This window comes from Arthrobacter psychrochitiniphilus (assembly GCF_003185915.1).
GTDB lineage: Bacteria > Actinomycetota > Actinomycetes > Actinomycetales > Micrococcaceae > Specibacter > Specibacter psychrochitiniphilus.
This window is the reverse complement of sequence record NZ_QHLZ01000013.1, coordinates 39646-62159: the sequence shown is the minus strand read 5'-3', so window position 1 is coordinate 62159 and position 22514 is coordinate 39646. Positions and strand designations below refer to the sequence as shown.

Below are 22514 nucleotides of genomic sequence, written 5' to 3'. Positions count from 1 at the left end.
GCCGCCAAACTCAGCTGGTCACTGACCTCGGCCTTTCCGGCATTGCCGAACCAATACAGCGGGCGGAACATCAGCTGCTGCAGATCGGAAATGTTGGATACCGAAAAATCAGCGATGCGCACTAACGGCCAAATCCAGTTGGGGACCGTGTTGGGCGGTTCGGCAAAAAGTTGCCGTGTTGGCCGCCTTACCCGGTGAAGATGCCGAGCTTCCGGTGTTATTGTCTGAACCGTTTCCTGGAGTCCATCCGGTCAGAGTCAAAAAAGATACTGCCAAAATTCCCAATAACAGAAAGGCTTACTTTCGGTTCCCCACGTAATCGCAATGTTTTTATTTTGCGCCTCCATGGCAGAGTCCCGCGGTGGTAGATCAGTTTGGTCTTCGCGTGACTCTTACGGGCTGTCTGAATCTACAAACTGGAACTGTCGTGGGTAAATTAGGTTTTAAAAAGATGAACCCGTAGGGGAATCACTTGGAGATTCCCCTACGGGTCCTGATCACTGCCTGTGGGTGATGCTAGCGTGCACCCTGGTATGTGCCTACTTGCCCAGGAACTTCTCAAAGCCCTTAGGCAGGTTCAGGCTGCTGGGGTCAAAGTCCTCGGCGCCGGCACCAAACGCGGCACCGGTGGGCAGGGACTTGGGCGCGTTGGCCTTCTCCTGCGCGGCCTTAAGCTCGGCGGCAGCCTTGGCCGGGTTGCCCGAGCGCGCCTTCTTTTTGGGGCCCTGCTTGCCCTTGCGGGCGCTGTTAAAACCGCCGGGGCCTGCCACGCCGGGCATGCCCGGAATGCCGCCGCCCTGAGCCATTTTCTTCATCATCTTCTGAGCCTGGCCAAAACGCTCCAGCAGGCCGTTGACCTCGGAAACATGCACGCCCGAGCCCTTGGCGATACGGGCGCGGCGGGAACCGTTAATGATCTTGGGCGCAACACGTTCGTGCGGGGTCATGGAGCGAACAATGGCCTCAACGCGGTCAATTTCGCGTTCGTCGAAGTTCTCCAGCTGCTGGCGCATGCCGGCGGCGCCGGGCATCATCATGAGCATCTTCTTCATGGAGCCCATTTTGCGGATCTGCTGCATCTGGGAGAGGAAGTCATCTAGGGTGAAATCTTCTTGGTCGGCGAACTTGCGCGCCATGCGCTCGGCTTCGCCCTTATCCCAGTTCTTTTCAGCCTGCTCAATGAGGGTGAGGACATCACCCATGTCCAGGATTCGGCTGGCCATGCGGTCAGGGTGGAACAGCTCAAAGTCATCCAGCGATTCACCCGTGGAGGCGAACATGACGGGCTTGCCGGTGATGGAGGCAACCGAGAGTGCGGCACCACCTCGGGCGTCGCCGTCGAGCTTGGTCAGGACTACACCAGTAAAGTTGACGCCCTCGTTGAACGCCTGGGCCGTGTTGACGGCATCCTGGCCGATCATGGCGTCAATGACGAAGAGGACCTCGTCGGGGTTGATGGCAGCGCGGATGTCCGCAGCCTGCTTCATCAGTTCCGCATCAATGCCCAAGCGCCCGGCCGTGTCAACAATGACCACGTCATGCAGCTTGGACTTCGCCTCCGCCAACCCGGCCAGGGCAACGGCTACGGGATCGCCAGTGGCGGATTCAAACTCGCTGGAGACACCGGGGTGCGGTGCGAACACGGGAACACCGGCGCGCTCACCGTTGACTTGGAGCTGCTTGACGGCGTTGGGGCGCTGCAAATCCGCAGCAACCAGCAAGGGGCTGTGGCCCTGGCCCTTGAGCCACTTGGACAGCTTTCCGGCCAGCGTGGTCTTGCCAGCACCTTGCAAACCGGCCAGCATGATGACGGTGGGCGGGTTCTTGGCCAAGTTGATGCGGCGGGTTTCACCACCCAGAATTGCCACGAGTTCCTCGTTGACAATCTTGACGATCTGCTGCGCCGGGTTCAGCGCCTCGTTGACTTCGGAACCGAGCGCCCGCTCGCGGACCTTGGCGGTGAATTCGCGAACCACCGGCACGGCGACGTCGGCATCCAGCAGGGCCCGACGGATCTCGCGCACCGTGGCGTCGACGTCGGCTTCGCTGAGCCGTCCCTTGCCACGCAAGTTCTTAAAGGTTGCTGTCAGCCGATCAGATAGTGAGTTGAACACGCGCCGCGCACTTCTTTCGTCAGGGATTATTCGTCAGGGATTAACCAACGCCCGCGCGGGACAGCCTTGCGGCCGGCCCGCGCATGGTGCGCGGCAATTTACGTTATTCAGGATGAGACCGGTGGGACGGCGCTAACACCGCTCCACTCCCTTTCCTGAGGGACTCAACTATCAAGGGTACCAACTACGGCGCCTCTTCGTTGCATACCCCTCATGTTCGCCAGCAACTACATCACGGCAAAGAAAATTGTGGGCGCTTGTGCCAGACCATGAAAAGGGCCCCAATTGGTGGCATGCTGAAGACGTGATGAAAAACACTGCAGCTTCCAGCAATCAGCGCTCCACACAATCCAACCAGCCCGACGCCGGTTCCCCGGCTTCAGTTGCGGACCCCGGCGGGCGGATCAAGACTTTAGTGATTTTGGGGGCTTCGGGAGATCTCACAGGCCGTCTCTTGTTGCCGGGCGTGGCCCGGCTGATTGCTTCGGGCCGGGCACCGGGGCTCAATCTTGTGGGAGCTGGCAGTGATGATTGGTCTCCGCAGCAGTGGCAGGACCGGCTTAAGGACAGCTTTTCCGAGGCTATGGAACCCGACGGGGCTTCGACGGACACCGGGATCAAAGAATTGCACCAGCTCCAAGAGGGAAGTAGCTACCACCAACTTGATGTGACCGCCAAGGGAGCGTTGGGCCAGTTCCTCAAAGATATTCCCGGACCAGTGGCACTGTATTTTGCCCTACCCCCGGCGGTGAGCCAGAAAGCGTGCACGGCATTGACTCCCGAGGATCTGCCAGAAGGCACCCGGTTGGTTATGGAGAAGCCGTTTGGTTCCAGCGTTGAATCGGCTCGCGCACTCAATGCCACCTTGGCCACCTTGGTTCCTGAGGACCACATCCACCGAGTGGATCATTTCCTGGGTAAGTCCACAGTTTTGAATATTTTGGGCCTGCGCTTTGCCAACCGGCTGTTGGAGCATTCGTGGGACGGGGAACACATTGAAAAGGTAGAGATCTTCTTTGATGAAGCACTCACTCTGGAAAACAGAGCCCGCTATTACGATCATGCTGGTGCAGGGCGTGACATGATCCAAAGTCACCTGCTGCAGGTCATGGGCATCATGGCCATGGAACCCCCGGCAACGTTGGGTGAGCAAGACGTCCGCTCGAGCATTGCCACCGTACTAAGAGCCAGCAGCATTGGCCGCAGCGGTCACGATTTGGCCGAGTACACACGCCGGGCGCGTTACACTTCGGGAACTATTGGAAAGCGCAAGGTCCCGAACTATATCGATGAAGACGGTGTGGACCCAGCAAATGACACCGAGACCCTCGCAGAGGTTGAAGTGTACATAAATAATTGGCGTTGGGCGGGAGTGCCGTTCATTTTGCGCTCAGGGAAAGCCCTAGGCAACGCCCGTAAGGAAGCGGTCGTCACATTCAAACCGGTTCCTCATCTGCCCGTCGGCTTCAAGGGCACAGACTCCCCCACGCGCCTGCATATTGGTTTCGGACCGGACACGCTGGTCTTGGACCTCGATGTCAACGGCCCGGGAGATGTCTTCACCCTTGACCGAGTCAAGTTGGAAGCAGAACTGGGCAGTGACCCTCTCCTACCCTATGGCGAAGTATTGGAAGGGATCCTGCGCGCAGATCCCTTGCTCTCCGTCCGTGGCGATACCGCCGAAGAGTGCTGGCGGATCGTGGAACCGACGTTCGCCGCCTGGGCGTCCGGAGCCGTCCCCATGGAAAACTATGCGGCCGGCTCCTCGGGCCCGCAGGCCTGGACCACCAGTAACGACTAACTCTCTAGATGGCTGCGGTGCCCCTCTCACCTGTGCGCACTCGCATAACCTCCAGCACGGCCACCATCCACACTTTGCCATCTCCGGGACTACCCGTATTGGAACTGCCCACAATAATGTCCATCAAGTCCCAGGCCACCTCATCCGTGGCCAAGACCTCGATGCGAATTTTTGCATGCAGGTCCACAGCGTATTCGGCACCTCGGTAGATTTCGGTGTGGCCGCGCTGGCGCCCATAACCGTGCGCTGAGCTGACCGTCAGCCCCTGCACGCCATAACTTTCAAGCGAGCTGCGGACATCATCTAATTGTTCCGGCCTGATGATGGCTGTAATGAGTTTCATGCGTCCACCGTGGCTTCCTGTGTTGCGGACTTGCGCCCTGGTGTGAGGTGATCGGTTCCGGACTGACCCGCAGCGGGCCTCTTTCCGGAGAGTGGTTGGAAGCTGCCCGTGGCGCGGCCGCCTAAGTCATAGGCGGATTCGGCGTGGATTGAGACGTCAATTCCGGCAGCTTCGTGGGCTGTTGAGATGCGGAATCCCATGGTCTTGTTGATGATCCACCCGATGGCATAGGCCGCGAGGAAAGAATAGAGCATAACCGCCCCGGCGGCGATGGCCTGCTTGCCCAGAAGTTCCAGCCCGCCACCGTGGAACAGACCCCGGCCACCGGCGGGTGAATTCGGATCAGCCGCCAAGCCAATGAACAAGGTCCCTGCGAGGCCACCCACCAGGTGAACCCCAACAACGTCCAGTGAGTCATCAATCCCCAAACGGTACTTCAACCCGACTGCTAGCGCGCAAAGCATCCCGGCCAAGAGCCCCAGCATCAGCGCCCATAGCGGCGTTATTGCCGAACATGCGGGGGTGATGGCAACAAGTCCGGCCACGGCCCCCGATGCTGCCCCGAGTGAGGTGGCGTGTCCATCACGGATTTTCTCTACCAAGAGCCAGCCAAGGATGGCAGCTGCAGGTGCGGCAAGCGTGTTGATCCAGGCATAGCCAGCCACGGCATTGGCACCGAGCGCGGACCCCGCATTGAAACCAAACCAGCCAAACCAGAGTAGCCCTGCACCCAACATCACGAAGGGGAGGTTGTGGGGCCGGTGGCTGGGATCTTTTCCGAATCCCTTACGCCGGCCAAGGATAAGTGCCAGCGCTAGGGCTGCGGCACCGGAGTTGATGTGAACAGCAGTGCCTCCGGCAAAGTCAATGGCTCCGAGTCCTTGGCCTATCCATCCACCCGTCGGCTTGCCATTGGCATCCTCGGTGAAGGAAAAAACCCAATGTGCCACCGGGAAATACACCACAGTGACCCAGATGGCGGCAAAGGTCAGCCAGGCACCAAACTTTGCCCTGTCCGCGATGGCCCCCGTGATGAGCGCTACGGTGATGATGGCAAAGGTTGCTTGGAACCCTACGAAGACAACTTCGGGGACAGAGCCAACCAATGGGGCGCCGTCACCGGTGTCCAGGACTCCTCGCAGACCCAGCTTTTCCCAGGGGTTCCCCAGCAGTCCCCCGCCAAGGTCGGTGCCAAAGGCAGCCGAGTAGCCGAACAGGATCCAAAGAACGGCAACAACGCCAATGGCGCCGAAACTCATCATCATCATGTTTAGGACGGCTTTGGCACGTGTCATGCCGCCGTAAAAGAATGCAAGCCCCGGTGTCATGAGCAGCACCAAGGCTGCTGAGATTAGGACCCATGCTGTATCGCCAGTATTCATGTTGCTGGCCTTTCGTTGCAAGAGTTGTTGCCTGCCGCGTCTTCGGGGCTGTGCATGGTGGACACTTACAATGAAAGTTGCTGCGTGTTTCACGCGGACGTGGAATAAGTTTCCACTGCGTTACGTCTTGCGGTGGGGAGTTAACTTACCGCGTCAAAAGCGTTTCCGGCGTGTTTCCAGCCAAGCCGCTCACTGCCCCAGCCGTTCGCTTCCCGGGAGTTCGGGGTGGCTAGACGATGCCGGCCTTGGTCATGACCTCACTGATCCCGTGGGCAGCGACGCCTTCGCGCACGTTAAGACCGTCAAATTTGCTGCGCTGCTCTTGATCAATGTTCCTGCTGCGGCGCATGAGCGTTGTGCGGGCCGAATGGCTGAGCAGGCCGGCGCCACCTCGGTTGAGCAGGCGCAGGCGCAGGCGCAGGACCACGGTGGCCATGCGCAGCGTCCCGGTTTTTCGACGCTTCGTGCGTTAAACGTTTTCAACAAGTGCTACTCCATGAAAGATTATTCGTTCCCCGAAAAGGATGCCGAGACACACAAACAGCTGACTTCAAGGCCGCCCCTGCCGCACCCCACGGAGGTAATCTCACGCCGCACCGGACCCCCGGAGTAAGAATCTCTGATGGCGGTTTAAACAAAAAATGCCCGCCGTGGCGGACATTTTTTGCTGTTCGGCTCAGAGTCTTGGACTCCCGCCAATTCCATTAGTTTAGAAGTGCATCAACAAAACTTTCGGCGTCAAAGGGGGCCAGATCATCGGCACCTTCGCCCAGGCCCACCAGCTTCACGGGGACTCCCAGTGTCTTCTGGATGGCCACCACAATGCCACCCTTTGCCGTGCCATCGAGCTTGGTCAGCACAATGCCGGTGATATTAACTACTTCCGCAAAAACCTTCGCCTGGGTGAGACCGTTTTGTCCCGTGGTGGCATCCAGTACCAGTAGCACCTCATCAACCGTGGCCTGCTTCTCAATGACGCGCTTAACTTTGCCCAGCTCATCCATGAGCCCGATCTTGTTCTGCAGGCGGCCTGCGGTGTCAATCATGACCACGTCCACTTCCGTCTCAATGCCCACCTTGACTGCTTCAAAGGCGACGGAGGCAGGGTCCGCTCCGTCGACGTCGGACTTCACAGTGGCAACGCCCACCCGCGCACCCCACGTGGCCAGCTGTTCGGCAGCGGCAGCTCGGAAAGTATCGGCGGCACCCAGCAGCACGTCCTTATCCTCGGCCACCAGCACGCGGGCCAGCTTGCCCACGGTGGTGGTCTTGCCCACGCCGTTGACGCCCACCACCATGAGCACGGCCGGGCGGTCATCATGGCGGGTGATGTTCAGTGTGCGGTCCATGGAGGGATCCACGAGCTTGATGAGCTCTTCACGCAGCATCGACTGGACGTGCTCTGGGCTGCGCACGCCCAGAACCTTCACGCGGTCACGCAGTGTGTCCACCAATTCCATGGTGGAATCCGTGCCGATGTCGGCCAGCAGCAGTGTCTCCTCAACCTCTTCCCACACGTCCTCGTCAATGGTGTCGCGGGAGAGCAGCGCCAGCAGGCCCTTGCCCAGCGCATTGTTGGACTTGGACAGCCGCGCCCGTAGGCGCACCAACCGGCCCTCAACAGGCAGCGGGGTCTCGAGCGACGGGGCGGCAGGGGCAAGCGGCTCCAGCAATTCTTCCGGCAAAATGGCCGGCTGCGGAGCGATGGTTTCCGGGCGGTCCTCCACCAGAGTCCCGCCACCTTGGGCGTCCCCCTGACTTGTGGGATCCAGCGGGGCGGGGTCATTGGCATCGCGGGGGCCGGTGTAGTTCTGGCGGTTCCGGCGAGCGTTCAGGAAGACGGGTACGAGACCGCCAATGACGGCGAGCACAACCACGATGGACAAGAGGATGGGAAGAGTTTCATTCACCCCCTTAGTCTCTCACGGGGGCCTCACGCCCGGGGCAGAGCCTCACTGCCGGGGCCTCACGGGTGGGCACAGGACCAATTTTCGCGTCATGTGGGACACTCGTCAGTGATGTCTATGTCTATACGCCGGCCCAAACAGGCCAAGGATCTGCCCGCAGCGAAGCTACCCCGCGAGATCAAGGTACTGGTGGCTGCCGCCTTCATGATTGCCATTGGCTTTGGCATTGTGGCCCCGGTTTTGCCGCAATTCGCACAAAGCTTCGATGTCAGCGTGACAGCCGCCGCTGTGGTTGTCAGCGCCTTTGCCTTCACCCGCTTGACCTTTGCCCCCTTGAGCGGCTGGCTGGTGGAACGGATGGGCGAGCGCCGCACCTACATTCTGGGCATCCTCATCGTGGCAGCCTCCTCGGCAGCCTGTGCGTTCGCACAAGATTATTGGCAGCTGCTGATCTATAGGGGCTTGGGCGGCATTGGTTCGACCATGTTCACCGTTGCGGCCATGGGCCTATTGATCCGGCTCGCCCCGCCCCAGGCACGTGGACGGGTATCTAGCCTGTATTCAGGCTCCTTCCTGCTCGGTAATATTGCCGGCCCCGCCGTGGGTGGACTCCTTGCAGGCTTTGGCATGGCCCTGCCGTTTCTGGTCTACGCCGCTGCCCTGGTTCTGGTGGCGGTGCTGGTGGCAACGCAACTGCCAGCGGCCTCTGCTCAAGCGAACCGGAAGGGGCTTGTTACCGCCGTCAAAAAAGAGGTATTGCCGCTGCGTGTTGCTCTGGGTCTGCCTACCTACCGCGCCGTTCTGGGCTCCGCCTTTGCCAATGGCTGGTCCGCTTTCGGCCTCCGCATGGCCCTGGTGCCACTCTTTGCCACGGCCGCCTTGGGCGCCGGTCCAGAGGTAGCCGGCATTTCCTTGGCCGTGTTTGCCATCGGCACAGGAGTTGCCCTGACTTTCTCCGGAAAATTGGCAGACACCTGGGGCCGCAAGCCCATGATTCTGAGCGGACTAGCCGTCAACGGCCTCGCCATGGGCGCGCTCGGATTCACCGGTAATGAGTTCTGGTTCTTCTTGATATCAGCCATCGCAGGCTTGGGCAGCGGCCTCATGGGCCCGGCCCAGCAAGCCACCGTGGCGGATGTAATAGGCAACGAGCGCTCCGGCGGCAAGGTCCTGGCCACCTTCCAGATGAGCTCCGATCTGGGCGCCATCATTGGCCCCATCGCGGCGGGACTGCTCGTGGACGCCTTCTCCTACGGCCCGGCGTTCCTCATGGCAACGGCCGTGGCACTTCTAGCCATGGTGCTGTGGCTACCGGCGAAGGACACCCACCCGGCCTAGCCACCGTGGAACTTGCCTTATCCCGGCAGCGGCACCGAGCGCGCGGGGTTTATGCTCCAGCAGCCCGGTCCATGCGTTGGCTGATGACGGTGGAGACGCCGTCGCCTTGCATGGACACCCCATAGAGTGCGTCAGCAATATCCATGGTGCGTTTTTGGTGCGTAATGATGATCAGCTGGCTGGATTCACGCAGTTCCTCAAGAATGCTGATGAGCCGTCCCAGATTGGTGTCATCGAGCGCCGCCTCGACCTCGTCCATGACATAAAAAGGTGATGGCCGGGCCTTGAAGATGGCCACCAGGAGCGCCACGGCCGTCAGCGAGCGCTCGCCACCTGAGAGGAGGGAGAGGCGCTTGATCTTCTTGCCTGCGGGCCGCGCCTCAATCTCAATCCCTGTGGTCAGCATTTCCGTGGGATCAGTCAGCACCAGGCGGCCCTCGCCGCCGGGGAAGAGCCGGGCAAAGACGCGCTCAAATTGGATAGCCGTGTCCGCGTAGGCGGCCGTGAAGACCTCTTCAACGCGGGCGTCCACTTCCTTGATGATGTCCATGAGGTCCCGGCGGCTGGCCTTCAGGTCTTCTAGCTGGGCGGACAGGAATTGGTGGCGTTCCTCCAACGCCGCAAATTCCTCCAGGGCGAGCGGGTTGACCTTGCCCAGGGCTGACAGATCCCGTTCGGCCCGTTTGAGCCGCTTTTCCTGCTCGTCGCGCACAAACGGGGTTCCTTCACGGACTTGGTTGCCGTCCTCATCCACGGCCATGCGCAGTGCCGCCCATTTGTCCGTAACCTCACCGGGGCCCAGCGGAACCAGCGTCTGGGGGCCATATTCTGCAAGGAGGTGGTCCACGCTGAGCCCAAGTTCCTCAATGGATTTGTTTTCCAGCGTTTCAATTCGCAGCTTCTGGGCGGCACGTGCCAGCTCGTCCTTATGCACAGAATCGGTCAGCCGCGCCAGCTCCTTCTGAGCCTCCACCGTGGCACTGCGAACGCTCATCAATTCCACGTCACGGCCCGCCCGCTGCTCCTCGGCTTCATCGCGGACCTGTTCGGCCAAGGCGATGGACTCTTCCACAAGCACCAGAACTTGGTGGCTTGCCAGCGCCACGGCGGAGGCCTTCTTCGCTTGGAACAGCCGACGCCGGGCCCGCTGCGCCGCCTGCTCCCGAGCTGCCCGCTCCGTGGCGGCCGCCCGTTCCAGCGCCGCCGCCCGGTTGCGCGTAGCCGTGAGGGCATCTTCGGTGCTGCGCAGCGAGAGCCGGGTTTCCAGCTCCACCGCGCGGGCAGCCGTGGCTGCCGCAGCCAGGGAATCGCGCTCATCCATGGACGGTTCAAGGCCGGCCGGGGCCTGTTGCGCTGTGGCCAGCCGTGCCGCTATCTCCGTCAGTGCGTGTTGTTCGCGTTCAAGGTTGGCGGTTGCCCCGTGGACGGCCTGGGCGTGACGTTCAGACTCTCCTGCAGCCGAACGCAACGTGGCCCCCAGCAGGCCCAGACGTTCAGCCACGGCTGCCAGCCGCGCGTCGGACTCGTTGAGTGCGGCCAGGGAGGTTTCCGCCGCCTGAGCCAGGGCGGCCCTGCGCCCCTGCAAGCCTGCAAGCGCAAAACGGGACTGCTCGCCGCGGGCCGTGGCCTGCGCCAGTGCACTTTCGGTCTCATCCACCGCTGCCTGCAATTCCAGCAGCGACGGAGCCACGGCTGAGCCGCCCTGAATCCACCACTGGGTGAACACGTCACCGTCAGCCGTGACTGCCGTCAGCGCAGTATCCCGGGCCAGAACTTCCTGGGCTGCAGCCGCATCGGGGACCAGCACAACCCCTGCCAACAAGGCGTCGAGAGTTTGTGCCAGCTCCGCGGGGCCATCAGCCTGTGCACGTCCCAGCAGCGCGCCGGGAATGGCAGCCGCGGCAGCAGCTGCCACTTGTTGCAATCGGACCAGCTCCGCCGGCTGCTCATCAGCGCGGGCTGGCCCGGCGAGCACGAGGGTGACCCGGCCACCCTCGTGCGTTTTAACCAGCTCCAGCGCAGACAGTGCCGCGGAAAGTCCCGTGACCGCAACCCCTTCGGAGGCTGCATTCAAGGCCGCAGAGATGGCGCTTTCATGGCTGGGCACCACCCGGATGAGCGCAGCCATGGAGGCCATGACACCGTCCGGGCGGGCTTCGAGTAGTTGGGCACTGGCATCCTTGCGCAGCAGCCCCACGGCAAGCGCATCGCGGCGGGCGGTCAGGGACTCGCGGGCCCGCTCGGCAGCCAGCTGCTCGCGGGTGAGCGCCTCAAGCGCCGTGTCCACTTCCTCAAGGGCTGCGGCTGCGTCCTCGTAATCGGCATCGAGGCGTTCCTCCCCCTCTTCTACTCCGGCTACCTGGGATTCGAGGGCGGCAAACTCCGCCGCCGCCTGGGTGTGCCGTTCGGCGCCGGCAGCCTTGCTGTGGTGCAGCCGGCCAATTTCGGCTTCAGCCGATTCGAACCGTGAACGGGCGGAGGCAACCTGACCGGCTAACCGGGCCAAGCCTTCGCGGCGGTCGGCGGTGGCACGGAGTTGATCCCGCACTCGCTGCTCTTCACCCCGCACGGCAGCCTCGGCATCTTCCTTGATTTCCATGGCTGTTTCTAACCCGTAGCGGCGCTCCTCCAAGGCAAGATCCAGCTCGGCTTCCTCTTCACGCAACCGTGCTGCTTGTTCAGCCAAGCGGTCCGGGTCTCGGCTGGGGTCCGGCGCCGTCTCCGTGGCTCCAAGATGACGCCGGCGTTCTGCGGCGAGCATTCCCAGCGCCTTGAGCTGGTCGCGGGAGGAACATAACTGGTACCAGTTATCCCGTGCCGCGTTCAGGACGGGTGTGGCGGCTGCGGCTTCCTGTTCCAGTGCCGCCTGCTTCTCCCGGGCTGCTTGTAGTTCCTGCTCCACCTGTTCGCGGCGGTTCTTGAGGGATAGTTCTGCTGCTTCATCGCGTGCCACGGTTTGTGTCAGGCTCACAAGATCATCAGCCAGCAGGCGAGCTTTGGCGTCCCTGACATCAAATTGCACGGTTTGTGCACGCCTGGCCACAGCCGCCTGTTTGCCCAAAGGTGTCAGCTGGCGGCGGATCTCCCCCGTCAGATCATTGAGCCTGGCCAGGTTGGCGCCCATGGCATCAAGCTTGCGGAGAGTTTTTTCTTTGCGGCGGCGGTGTTTGAGGATTCCGGCGGCTTCTTCAACGAAGCCGCGGCGATCCTCAGCGGTGGCGTGCAGCACCCTATCCAGCTGGCCTTGACCCACAATGACATGCATTTCACGGCCCAGCCCCGAATCGGAGAGGAGCTCTTGGATGTCCAGAAGGCGGCAGGAGGTCCCATTGATGGCGTATTCGGAGCCGCCTGCACGGAACAGGGTGCGTGAGATGGTGACTTCGGCATAGTCGATCGGCAGGGCGCCGTCGCTGTTGTCAATGGTGAGTGAGACCTGGGCGCGGCCCAAAGGCGGACGTCCGGAAGTACCGGCAAAAATAACGTCTTCCATTTTTCCACCGCGCAGCGTCTTGGCACCCTGCTCCCCCATGACCCAGGCAAGAGCATCAACCACATTGGATTTCCCCGAACCATTGGGGCCCACAACAGCTGTCACACCGGGTTCAAAGTCAAAAGTGGTGGCCGACGCGAAGGACTTGAATCCGCGCACGGAAAGACTTTTTAGATGCAAACTGTTTTCTTCTCCTGCGCCGGGTGTGTTTCTCACAAGCCAATCTACCGTGAATTTCCCCATCCCACCCGGGCGCCTAGATCCGTGTATACGTTGTGGCGTATGTGCGTGAACACCCCTCAAGGTGCATAGTTAAGGGTGGGTCTTGATATGTATGGGTGCCGTCCTCAGGCGTTCTAGCACATATCAAGGCAAAGTCACTGGTTTTTCCGGTGACGTTGAACACTTGATACCTAAGAAAAAGGCTGGAACTTGATCGGCAACGCTACGTTTCGTCACCACAACACCGCCTTGCTTGCTGTTTCCAGCATTGAGGCTCCGATTGTTGTCAAATCCAGTGACTTCGACGCCCGTCTAGCCCCGAGCCTGAAACGTCTGCGCCTCTCCAAACGGCTCTTGGAGCGTGTGGCCGGTGTGGAGGAACGCCGCTGGTGGGCCCCGGGCACAGACTTTGACGACGCCGCCATTGAGGCTGGTGCCAAGGCGCTGGCCGAGGCCGGGATTGAACCGGGCCAGGTGGGCCTGCTGATCAATACCTCCGTCACTCGACGCAATCTTGAACCCTCCGTTGCCGTGAAGGTGCACAACGGTTTGGGGCTACCCTCCTCGGCCATGAACTTTGACGTGGCCAACGCCTGCCTGGGCTTCGTCAACGGAATGACCTTGGCTGCGAACATGATCGACTCCGGCCAGATCAAGTACGCCTTGGTGGTGGCGGGCGAGGACGCCCAGGCCACGCAGGAAAATACCTTCAACCGTCTGAACGCGGAAACCTCCACCCGTGAGGACTATCTCAAAGAATTCGCCACCTTGACGCTGGGTTCCGGCGCGGCCGCTGCCGTTATTGGCCCGGCAGATCTGCATCCCGAAGGTCACCGCATAGTGGGCGGCGTCTCCCGTGCCGGCACGCAGCACCACCAGCTGTGTGTGGGCGGGCCTGACGGCATGTTCACAGACACCAAAGGACTGCTGGACAATGGTCTGGAACTGGTCACTGATGCCTGGCATGAGGCCCACACCGACGGCTGGGACTGGCGCTCCATGGACCGCTACGTCACCCACCAGGTCTCCAACTCTTACACCAACGCCATCATCAAGGCCGTGAATCTGGTCAAGGGGCGGGTGCCCATCACATTCCCCAAATGGGGCAATGTGGGCCCAGCCTCGCTGCCCATGACCTTGGCGCAGGAATCCCAGAGCCTGAACCGTGGCGATCGGGTCCTGTGCATGGGTGTGGGCTCAGGCTTGAACACCGCCATGATGGAAATTGCGTGGTAGCAGTGACTTCCGAGCACACGGCCGTGTCCCAACCATGGCCCGGTGTCTCTCCAGCGTGGCAGCAGGTACTCACGGTCCCGTCCACGTCCGCCGTTGATCCTGTAGGCACCAGCAGGCAATGGCACTACCTGGACAATGAGTCCGACGTGCTGGCCACCGGCAAGGCCCCTCGAGGCACCCTGCTGTGCGTGCACGGCAATCCCACGTGGTCTTATCTGTGGCGCACCCTCCTGGCCGGGGCTACCTCCCCCGAAACTCTTGCCGCTGGCGGCCCGTGGCGCGTCATCGCCGTAGACCAGCTGGATATGGGATTCTCCGAGCGCACGGGCACCTTCCGCCGCCTCGAGGACCGCATCAACGACCTCTCTGACTTCACCGCCGCACTGGGCCTTACCGGGCCTGTGGTGAGTGTGGGACACGACTGGGGCGGCATCATTTCCCTGGGCTGGGCCACCCGGCACAAGGACCAGCTGGCCGCCGTGGTACTGACCAACACGGCCGTGCACCCGGCAGGTTTCACCCTTCCGCCAGCTCTAAAACTTGCCCTACACCCCGCCGTCCACCAGTGGGGCACCAGCACCACTTCCGCCTTTTTGCGTGTCACGCACGGACTCGCTGCGCCCACCCTGAGCACGGAGGTCCGCGCAGCATTCATGGCCCCGTACCGCTCCGTGGCCCGGCGTGCCGGGGTAGGTAATTTTGTGGCCGATATTCCGGCAACGCCAGAGCACCCGTCCTGGGCTGCACTGGATGCTGTGTCCTCTGATATCCGTTCCCTTGGCGTGCCTGCCCTGATGATGTGGGGCCCCAAGGACCCGGTCTTCTCAGATCGATACCTGCGAGATCTGATCACGCGCCTGCCCCACGCCGATGTGCACCGTTTTGAAGGTGCCAGCCACCTGGTCCAGGAAGATCGTGACATAGCGGCACCAACATTCACCTGGCTGGCGCAGCGTTTCCCGACATCTGATCAAGCCGCATCCCTTGAGCAAGCCACCACCAAGGACAGCACGAACACGGAGTATGTCCCTATGCTGGCCGAGCTCGATGCCCGCACTGCCGATACCAGCACCGCGGTGGTGGATATGTTGACCGACGGCGGAACACGTTCGCTGAGCTGGGCGCAGCTCTCCTGCGATGTGGACGATCTCGCGGCAGGACTGCGTGAACTCGGTGTCAAGGCCGGAGACAGGGTCAGTTTGCTGGTGCCGCCGGGCATCAATCTAACTACCTTGATCTACGCCTGCCTGCGTCTGGGCGCCGTCATTGTGGTGGCCGACCCGGGGCTGGGCACCAAGGGGCTCAGCCGCGCCATCAAGGGTGCCGGGCCTGACTTCCTGATTGGGATTGAACGTGCTTTGGCTGGTGCCCGTCTGTACAACTGGCCCGGCATTAGGATTGCCGCTGAAGATTTCCCACCTGCCACAGCAACAGCCAAGAAAGCCCTCTTTAAGGTTGCCGGCACGGTTCCGCAGTTACTGGCCAATGGTCGCGTGACCCGGTTGGCCGGGTATGCGAGCACCTTTAGCACCCCCGCACCGGATGCCGATGCAGCAGTGCTGTTCACCTCCGGTTCCACCGGACCGGCCAAGGGTGTTGTGTACACACACCGCCGGCTGGCCGCCATGCGCGACACCCTTAAAGCCACCTACCGGCTTGAAGCGGGCACGTCACTGGTAGCCGGTTTTGCCCCCTTTGCCCTGCTTGGCCCGGCCTTGGGCGCCACCACTGTCACTCCCGACATGGATGTCACCGCCCCGCGCACCTTGACCGCCAAAGCCTTGGCCGAAGCTGCCGCTGCCATTGATGCAACAGTGGTGTTCGCTTCCCCCGCCGCGCTTGTGAACGTGGTGGCCACTGCTGCGGAACTCACGCCTGCCCTGCGGAAGGTGCTGGCCGGCGTCGAACTTCTCCTCTCGGCAGGTGCACCCCTGGGTCAACGGCTACTCACCCAGGTGCAGGAGCTGACCACCAATGCGGCTCTGCACACTCCCTACGGCATGACGGAAGCGCTGCCTGTCACCGATATTGACTTACCGGGCATTCTTGCGGCCGGGGCGGGCAATGGTGTGTGTGTTGGAACCCCTGTCAGCGGCGCCGCCATTGCCATAGCGCCCGTGCTGGCGCAAGGGCTTGACCTTTCGCCCACCACCGCCGCCGAAGTCACCGGGGAGATTTTGGTGCGTGCTCCGCACGTCAAGGAACGCTACGACCGCCTGTGGATCACGCAAACTCACAGCACCTCCATTCCTGGCTGGCACCGCACAGGCGATGTTGGGCATCTGGATGCGCAGGGCCGGCTGTGGGTTGAGGGCCGGATGGAGCACATTCTCACAACCCCCACCGGCGTCAAAACACCTGTGGCGTGCGAGCAGGCGGTGGAACAAGTGCCCGGAGTTGCCCGTGCTGCCGTTGTTGGCGTTGGACCCATGGGGACTCAGGCTGCCGTGGCGATCGTAGAAACTGCTCCCGCCATCAAGCGTCCAGGGTTGGCAGCTGCCCCGCTCGCGGCGGCAGTGCGTGCTGCGGCGTTGTCCGTGGGACTTCCGTTGGCTGCCGTGATCACCATTGACGCCATGCCCACAGATGTGCGGCACAACTCCAAGATCGACAGGGCGAAGCTCTCACGCTGGGCCGCACGGTTGCTGGCAGGGCAAAAAGCCGGCCAGCCGTGATCGGTGATGCTGCCCCGGCGCACAATGTGGGGAGTTCTCCACAGCGCAAGGTGCTCGTCACAGGCACCAGTGGAATGCTGGGGCGGGCTGTGGCCCAACTCCTGCATGAGCGTGGATACCTTGTCCGAAGCTTGCAACGCCGGGCCGTCCAAGCCCCGTGGGAATCGATTCAGGGCTCCATTGCTGACCCCGATGTTGCGGCACGCGCCGTAGCGGGGATGGACGCCGTAGTACATTTGGCGGCCAAGGTCTCCTTTACCGGAGAGTGGAATGAGTTTCTCGCCACCAACATTGTTGGCACACGCCAGCTGCTGAGAGCAGCACAGCATGAGGGTGTGCGGGATTTTGTGTTTGTCTCCTCCCCCTCAGTGGCACACTTTGGCAGTTCCATTGTGGGCGCCACCGCGGGGGCAGCTAACCCGGCTTTGGCCCGCGGTCACTACGCCCGGTCCAAAGCTGCGGCTGAGGAAATTGCCCTGGCGCAGAACTCCCCGGCATTTCGGGTCACGGCCATCCGTCCCCACGTTGTCTGGGGTCCAGGTGATACTCAGCTGGTGGAACGCGTGGTGGAACGTGCGCGGACAGGCCGCTTGCCGCTCTTGGACGGCGGGCGCGCACTCATCGACACCACCTATGTGGACAACGCCGCCGAGGCCATAGTGCGCGGACTTGAACGGATGGATCAGGCTCACGGTCAGGCTCTGGTGGTCACCAATGGCGAACCCCGCCCTGTAGGTGAACTCATTGCCGGGATCTGCGCGGCTGCCGGCGTGCCCGCTCCTGGCTATTCCATACCTGGCTGGTTAGCCCGCGGCGCAGGCTCGGTCATTGAAAAGGCCTGGACTGTTGCAGGGGCGCGTGGATGGGTGCACGACGAACCGCCCATGACCCGCTTCCTGGCCGAACAACTCTCCACAGCCCACTGGTTTGATCAACGGAACACGCAGGCCGTGCTGGACTGGACTCCGGCGGTGTCCTTAGACGAGGGACTGAGCCGATTGGCAGAGCACTACCGAGCTCTGTAATGATGCGGACTCTGTAATAATGACGCATATTTTTCGCTAACAACTACTTGCTTTTGCGTCCACACCACTTGTTTGTGGCCTTATCTCTTGATTAGCCCAACGTGTGCACCCTATCGTCACAGGTGAAAGAGGTTTTCGCCATCACTTCGGTGGCGGGACTTTATTTCATGCCTGCCTGTGTGGCGGGCATGCCGCTGGAGATAGGTGTCCGAACTTGAAACTACGTGCAGTCACCGGTCTTAGACACCGCCACGTACTGGCAATAATTGCTGCCACGGCTCTAGCGTTCAGCGGTTTGGTGAGCGGTGTTGTGGCTGCTGCATCAGCTGCCGAGTCCTGCGGGCCCGGCAGCAACCTGATCTCCTGTGAAAACTCCAAACCAGGCACAGATCCGCAAGTTTGGGACATTAACGGGGCGGGCGATGACTCCATTCAGGGATTCTCCACTGACATCAGCGTCAATGTTGGTTCCAGCATTGGGTTCAAAATCAAAACTGATGCCAAGGCCTACTCCATCGACATCTACCGCACGGGATTCTACGGCGGGCTCGGTGCCCGAAAGATTGACTCGATCATCCCCTCTGCTCCGCTTCCGCAGATTCAGCCACAGTGCCTCAGCGATGTCAGCACCCAGCTTTATGACTGTGGCACGTGGGGCTTGTCCGCAACCTGGAACGTCCCCAGCACGGCAGTCTCCGGTGTCTATGTGGCCCTGCTGACCCGCAAGGATGATGGCGGCAGGAGTCACATAGTTTTTGTGGTGCGCAATGATGCCAGCCATGCCGACGTTGTTTTCCAGACCTCAGACCCCACCTGGCAGGCCTACAACACCTACGGAGGCGCGGATTTTTACCAAGGTGCTGACATAGGGCGGGCCTTCAAAATCAGCTACAACCGTCCTGTGGTGACACGAGGTGACGTTGACGGACGTGACTTCTACTTCGCCAGCGAATATGCCATGGTGCGTTACTTAGAACAAAACGGCTATGACGTTGCCTACCAATCCGGTGTGGACACTGACAGGTACGGCTCGCTCCTGAGCAACCACAAGGTGTTCTTATCGGTAGGCCATGACGAATACTGGTCAGGTGCCCAGCGCAGCAACATTGAGGCAGCCGCCAACGCTGGTCTCAACCTCCAATTCCTCTCCGGCAATGATGACTACTGGCGCACGCGCTACGAGCCGTCCACCACGGACAACAGCAACTACCGCACTATCACTTCCTATAAGGAGACCTGGTCCAACAGCAAAATAGATCCGAGCAATCAGTGGACGGGAACGTGGCGTGACCCCCGCTTTGCCTCACCCGCCAATGGCGGCGGCATCCCAGAAAATGCGCTCAGCGGCACCATCTACATGTCCAACTACACTGACCTTCCGGTCACTGTCTCCGCAGCGGAAGGCAAGACCCGCTTGTGGCGCAACACCTCATTGACCCAACTGGCCCCCGGAACCCAGGCCGCCTTGGCTCCCCACACCGTAGGTTATGAATCCAATGAGGACATTGATAATGGTTTCCGGCCCCAAGGATTGATCCGCCTGTCCACCACTGTGGGGCCAACACCCCAATACCTCATGGACTACGGCAATCTGGTGCAGCCCGGAACCACCACACACAACATCACCTTGTACAAGAACTCTGCTGGGGCATTGATCTTCTCCGCGGGGTCCGTTCAGTGGTCGTGGGGTTTGGATGCAACGCACGACGGCGACGGGGCACGTGCCGATGTCCGGATGCGTCAGGCACAACTAAACTTATTGGCCGATATGGGGGCGCAACCGGCAACCAGAGACCCCGCCTTGAACGCCGCCAGCAAGAGCACCGATACAACACCGGCCGTAGCCGTGATCACTTCTCCAACTAACGGGACCGCCATCGCCAACGGTGCCAAGGTCACCGTCACCGGAACCGCCAGTGACACCGGCGGGGTGGTGGCCGGCGTCGAACTTTCAAGCGACGGCGGAATCAGCTGGCATCCGGCAACGGGGACCACCAACTGGAGCTACAGCTACATCCAACACGGAGTGGGCACAGTGGCACTGATGGCACGGGCCATCGATGACAGCGCCAACTATCCAGGCACACCCACCCAGATAAACCTCCAGGTGGGCGGTCCTTATAGCGCTCTGGGCCAAACGGTTCCCGCCACAGTGGACTCCGGGGACAACGGTTCGCTGATGTTGGGGATGCGCGTCACACCCAACCAGAATGGCTTCATTTCCGGGGTGCGCTTTTATAAGAGTGAAGCTAACACGGGAACTCACACCGGCTATCTTTGGAGTAGCTCAGGGGCCCAGTTGGCCACGGCCACCTTCACCGCTGAAAGTGGCAGTGGCTGGCAACGTGCCACCTTCGTATCCCCGGTCCAGGTACTCGCCGGGCAAAGCTACGTTGTCTCCTACCTTGCCCCGAAGGGCCGCTACTCCTACCAGAGCGGTTTCTGGGACTACAGAGGCACCACGGCAGCCCCGCTCAGTATTGCAGGTGGCTTCGGCTCACCGGCTGCGGGGGTGTACAACACCTCCGGAGAGTTCCCCACCGACAGCTACGAAGGCAGCAACTACTTTGTGGACGCCGTCTTTGAAAGCACCGACAACTCTCCTTTGTCAGCCACCGCACAGCAACCCGCCAATGGCGCATCCAGCGTGCCCGTCACCACGGCGGTCAGTGCTGTACTGTCCAAGGATGTCAATGCAGCGTCCGTCAACATCTCGCTGAAAACCTCGGCCGGTGCCAGCGTTACTGGAACTACGGGCTACAACCCGGCAACGCGCATTGCGTTGTTCACACCGGCCACGGCACTGGCACAAAACGCCAGCTACACAGCCACCATCTCAGCCAGCAGCAATGGCATGCCCGTGTCAGTGGGAAAGACATGGCAGTTCAAAACGGTGCTCCCGGATGCTACGGCTGGCAACTGCCCCTGCAGCATGTATCAAGACAGCAGCACACCCGCCGTGCTCGCCATCGCCGATGGTGTTCCCTTGGCGCTGGGTGTGAAGTTCAGCCCCACAGCCAAGGGAACCATCGATGGGATTAAGTTCTACAAGGGCCCAGGTAACACCGGCACGCACACCGGCACCTTATACGGCAGCAACGGCGCCGTGTTGGCCACCGTCACGTTTACTGCCGAAAGCACTACCGGCTGGCAGAGCGCCACCTTTGCCTCTCCCGTTCCGGTCACGGCCGGAACTGAATATATTGCCGCCTATACGAACCCTGAAGGCACGTACTCTGCAACTCCGGGAGCCTACGCCGATGACTCTAATAGTGGCCCTCTCCATGTCCCCTCCGGGCAGGGGCGGTTCTCCTACACCTCTGATTTCCCCACCAACAGCTCCTCTAGCAGCTACCTTGTCGATGTGGTGTTCAACCCTGTATTTACGCCACTGAGCGCCGGAAACCAGCAGCCCATTGCGGGTGCGGGAAGCGTGCCTGTTGATACAACACTCAGCACGGTGCTTTCAAAAGCTGTCACTGCGAATACCGTTGCCATCGCGCTCAAAACTGCCGCGGGGGTGAGCGTTGCAGGGACAACCAGCTACGACCCCGGATCCCGCCGGGCCACCTTCACGCCGTCGGCCGCGCTGTCCAATGCCACAAGCTACACAGCAACGCTCAGCGCCACGGCTACCACGGGTGAGAATGTTGCGGAGGGTGCCTCGTGGACCATCACCACGGCCAATGCTGACACCGCAGTAGGCGCGTGCCCGTGCAGCCTGTATCAGGACAGTGCCACACCCGCCGTGCTCTCCATTGCCGATGGAACTCCCCTGTCATTGGGCGTAAGGTTCAGCCCCTCCACCAATGGCAAAATCACCGCCATCAAGTTTTACAAAGGACCGGGCAACAGCGGAACTCATCAGGGCACGCTGTACTCGCTCGCTGGTGCAGTTCTTGGCAGCGGCACCTTTTCTGGAGAAAACTCTGCCGGGTGGCAGACCCTGACCTTGGCCAGCCCCGTGCCTGTCTCGGCCGGGGCAGAGTACATTGCCGCCTACACGAACCCGGTAGGCACTTATTCCGCCAGTCCAGGCGGCTACGGCAACGATGTCTCTGTGGGCCCGCTCCACGTCTCTGCTGGTCAGGGGCGGTACTCCTATACCTCCGATTTCCCGGGTAAGACTTCCTCCAGTAGTTACTTGGTTGATGTGAGCTTCGAACCAGTAGCCACAATTTTGCCGCTGCAGCTACTATCGACAGTGCCTGTTTCTGGGGCGCTGGATCAGCCTGTCACCTCGGCCCTCTCCGCCACGTTCTCCAGCCCCCCAGCAGCCGGCTACTCCGTGACTGTACTGGCCGGGACAAGTCCCGTAGCGGGCACTGTGACGGCCAGTAATTCCGGTAAGACTCTCAACTTCACCCCTGCTGCCGCTTTGCCTCCGGACTCCGCCATCACGGTTTCCTTGGATAACCTTGTTTCGGCTCAGGGCGCTGCGCTAGCCGCAACGAGCTGGACGTTTAGGACAGTGGCCGCGAACAGCACCAGCAGCAGCCTTTTTGGATCCTTGACGCCGGATGTTTTGTCCAATACTGATGACAGCTCGGCCATTGAACTGGGCGTTAGCTTTACGCCCGCAACGGCAGGTTCCGTTACTGCCATCCGCTTCTTCAAGGGAATTGGCAATAATGGGGCCCACACGGGGTCCCTGTGGGATTCGGTTGGAAACCGGCTGGCCACGGCTAACTTCACCAATGAAACAACTTCGGGATGGCAAACGGCTGTTCTTGCTACCCCGGTGTCCCTGACGGCAGGAGGCAGCTACACGGTTTCCTACTACGCCCCCAACGGCGCCTATTCCTCAACTGGCGCATTCTTCGCCACTGCTTTTACGCAGGGCCCGTTGAGCGTGAGCGCTGGCAGCAACGGCCTGTACATGTACGGCTCCGGAGGCGCGATGCCCGTGAATTCCTGGAACGCTACAAACTACTTCGTTGACGTGGTGTTCAGCGTCCCGCACTGATTAGCTCCCGCA

The 22514-nt window shown here is 61.2% G+C and carries 12 protein-coding genes; 6 read left to right on the top strand and 6 right to left on the bottom strand.

The window, feature by feature from the left end; genetic code table 11:
* Positions 1–539 precede the first annotated feature (539 nt).
* A complete protein-coding gene (gene ffh / locus CVS29_RS16040) occupies positions 540–2114 on the bottom strand; it encodes a signal recognition particle protein (protein WP_110107335.1) in 1575 nt (524 codons plus the stop codon).
* A gap of 307 nt (positions 2115–2421) precedes the next feature.
* On the opposite strand from ffh, the gene CVS29_RS16035 reads away from it, so the two are divergent.
* Positions 2422–3915, top strand: coding sequence for a glucose-6-phosphate dehydrogenase (locus CVS29_RS16035; protein WP_110107390.1), 1494 nt, complete (start codon positions 2422–2424; stop codon positions 3913–3915).
* Between the two features lie 4 nt (positions 3916–3919).
* On the opposite strand, the gene CVS29_RS16030 is transcribed toward CVS29_RS16035, so the two are convergent.
* The 4 genes from CVS29_RS16030 to ftsY all read right to left on the bottom strand — a co-directional run bounded on the left by CVS29_RS16030 (position 3920) and on the right by ftsY (position 7550).
* Positions 3920–4258, bottom strand: coding sequence for a P-II family nitrogen regulator (locus CVS29_RS16030; RefSeq protein ID WP_110107334.1), 339 nt, complete (start codon positions 4256–4258; stop codon positions 3920–3922).
* A complete protein-coding gene (locus tag CVS29_RS16025) occupies positions 4255–5640 on the bottom strand; it encodes an ammonium transporter (RefSeq protein ID WP_110107388.1) in 1386 nt (461 codons plus the stop codon). The genes CVS29_RS16030 and CVS29_RS16025 overlap by 4 nt, the downstream gene beginning before the upstream one ends.
* A gap of 229 nt (positions 5641–5869) precedes the next feature.
* Entirely contained in the window at positions 5870–6076 is a 207-nt protein-coding gene (locus CVS29_RS16020; protein ID WP_110107332.1) for a hypothetical protein, read from the bottom strand.
* 268 nt (positions 6077–6344) lie between these two features.
* The gene (gene ftsY, locus CVS29_RS16015; RefSeq protein WP_110107330.1) at positions 6345–7550 is read right to left on the bottom strand and encodes a signal recognition particle-docking protein FtsY; all 1206 of its coding nucleotides are present in this window, start codon (positions 7548–7550) and stop codon (positions 6345–6347) included.
* A gap of 108 nt (positions 7551–7658) precedes the next feature.
* Here ftsY and CVS29_RS16010 point away from each other — a divergent pair, with 108 nt between their 5' ends.
* The gene (locus CVS29_RS16010; protein WP_110107329.1) at positions 7659–8885 is read left to right on the top strand and encodes an MFS transporter; all 1227 of its coding nucleotides are present in this window, start codon (positions 7659–7661) and stop codon (positions 8883–8885) included.
* Positions 8886–8934: 49 nt separating this feature from the next.
* Here CVS29_RS16010 and smc read toward each other — a convergent pair whose 3' ends face one another.
* Positions 8935–12558 (bottom strand): chromosome segregation protein SMC, encoded by a 3624-nt coding sequence (smc, locus tag CVS29_RS16005; RefSeq protein ID WP_179442434.1) that lies wholly within the window; start codon positions 12556–12558, stop codon positions 8935–8937.
* A gap of 252 nt (positions 12559–12810) precedes the next feature.
* On the opposite strand from smc, the gene CVS29_RS16000 reads away from it, so the two are divergent.
* From CVS29_RS16000 to CVS29_RS15985, 4 genes are all read left to right on the top strand, one after another.
* On the top strand, positions 12811–13836 hold the full coding sequence (locus CVS29_RS16000; protein ID WP_110107327.1) for a 3-oxoacyl-ACP synthase III: 1026 nt from the start codon (positions 12811–12813) through the stop codon (positions 13834–13836).
* Positions 13830–16511, top strand: a complete 2682-nt coding sequence (locus tag CVS29_RS15995) for an alpha/beta fold hydrolase (protein ID WP_245932289.1) — start codon at positions 13830–13832, stop codon at positions 16509–16511. The genes CVS29_RS16000 and CVS29_RS15995 overlap by 7 nt, the downstream gene beginning before the upstream one ends.
* Positions 16508–17536 carry an NAD-dependent epimerase/dehydratase family protein gene (locus CVS29_RS15990; RefSeq protein WP_281268051.1) on the top strand — a complete coding sequence of 343 codons (1029 nt, stop codon included), beginning with the start codon at positions 16508–16510 and terminating at the stop codon, positions 17534–17536. The genes CVS29_RS15995 and CVS29_RS15990 overlap by 4 nt, the downstream gene beginning before the upstream one ends.
* A 214-nt stretch (positions 17537–17750) precedes the next feature.
* Positions 17751–22502 carry a DUF4082 domain-containing protein gene (locus CVS29_RS15985; protein WP_211315162.1) on the top strand — a complete coding sequence of 1584 codons (4752 nt, stop codon included), beginning with the start codon at positions 17751–17753 and terminating at the stop codon, positions 22500–22502.
* Positions 22503–22514: the final 12 nt, after the last annotated feature.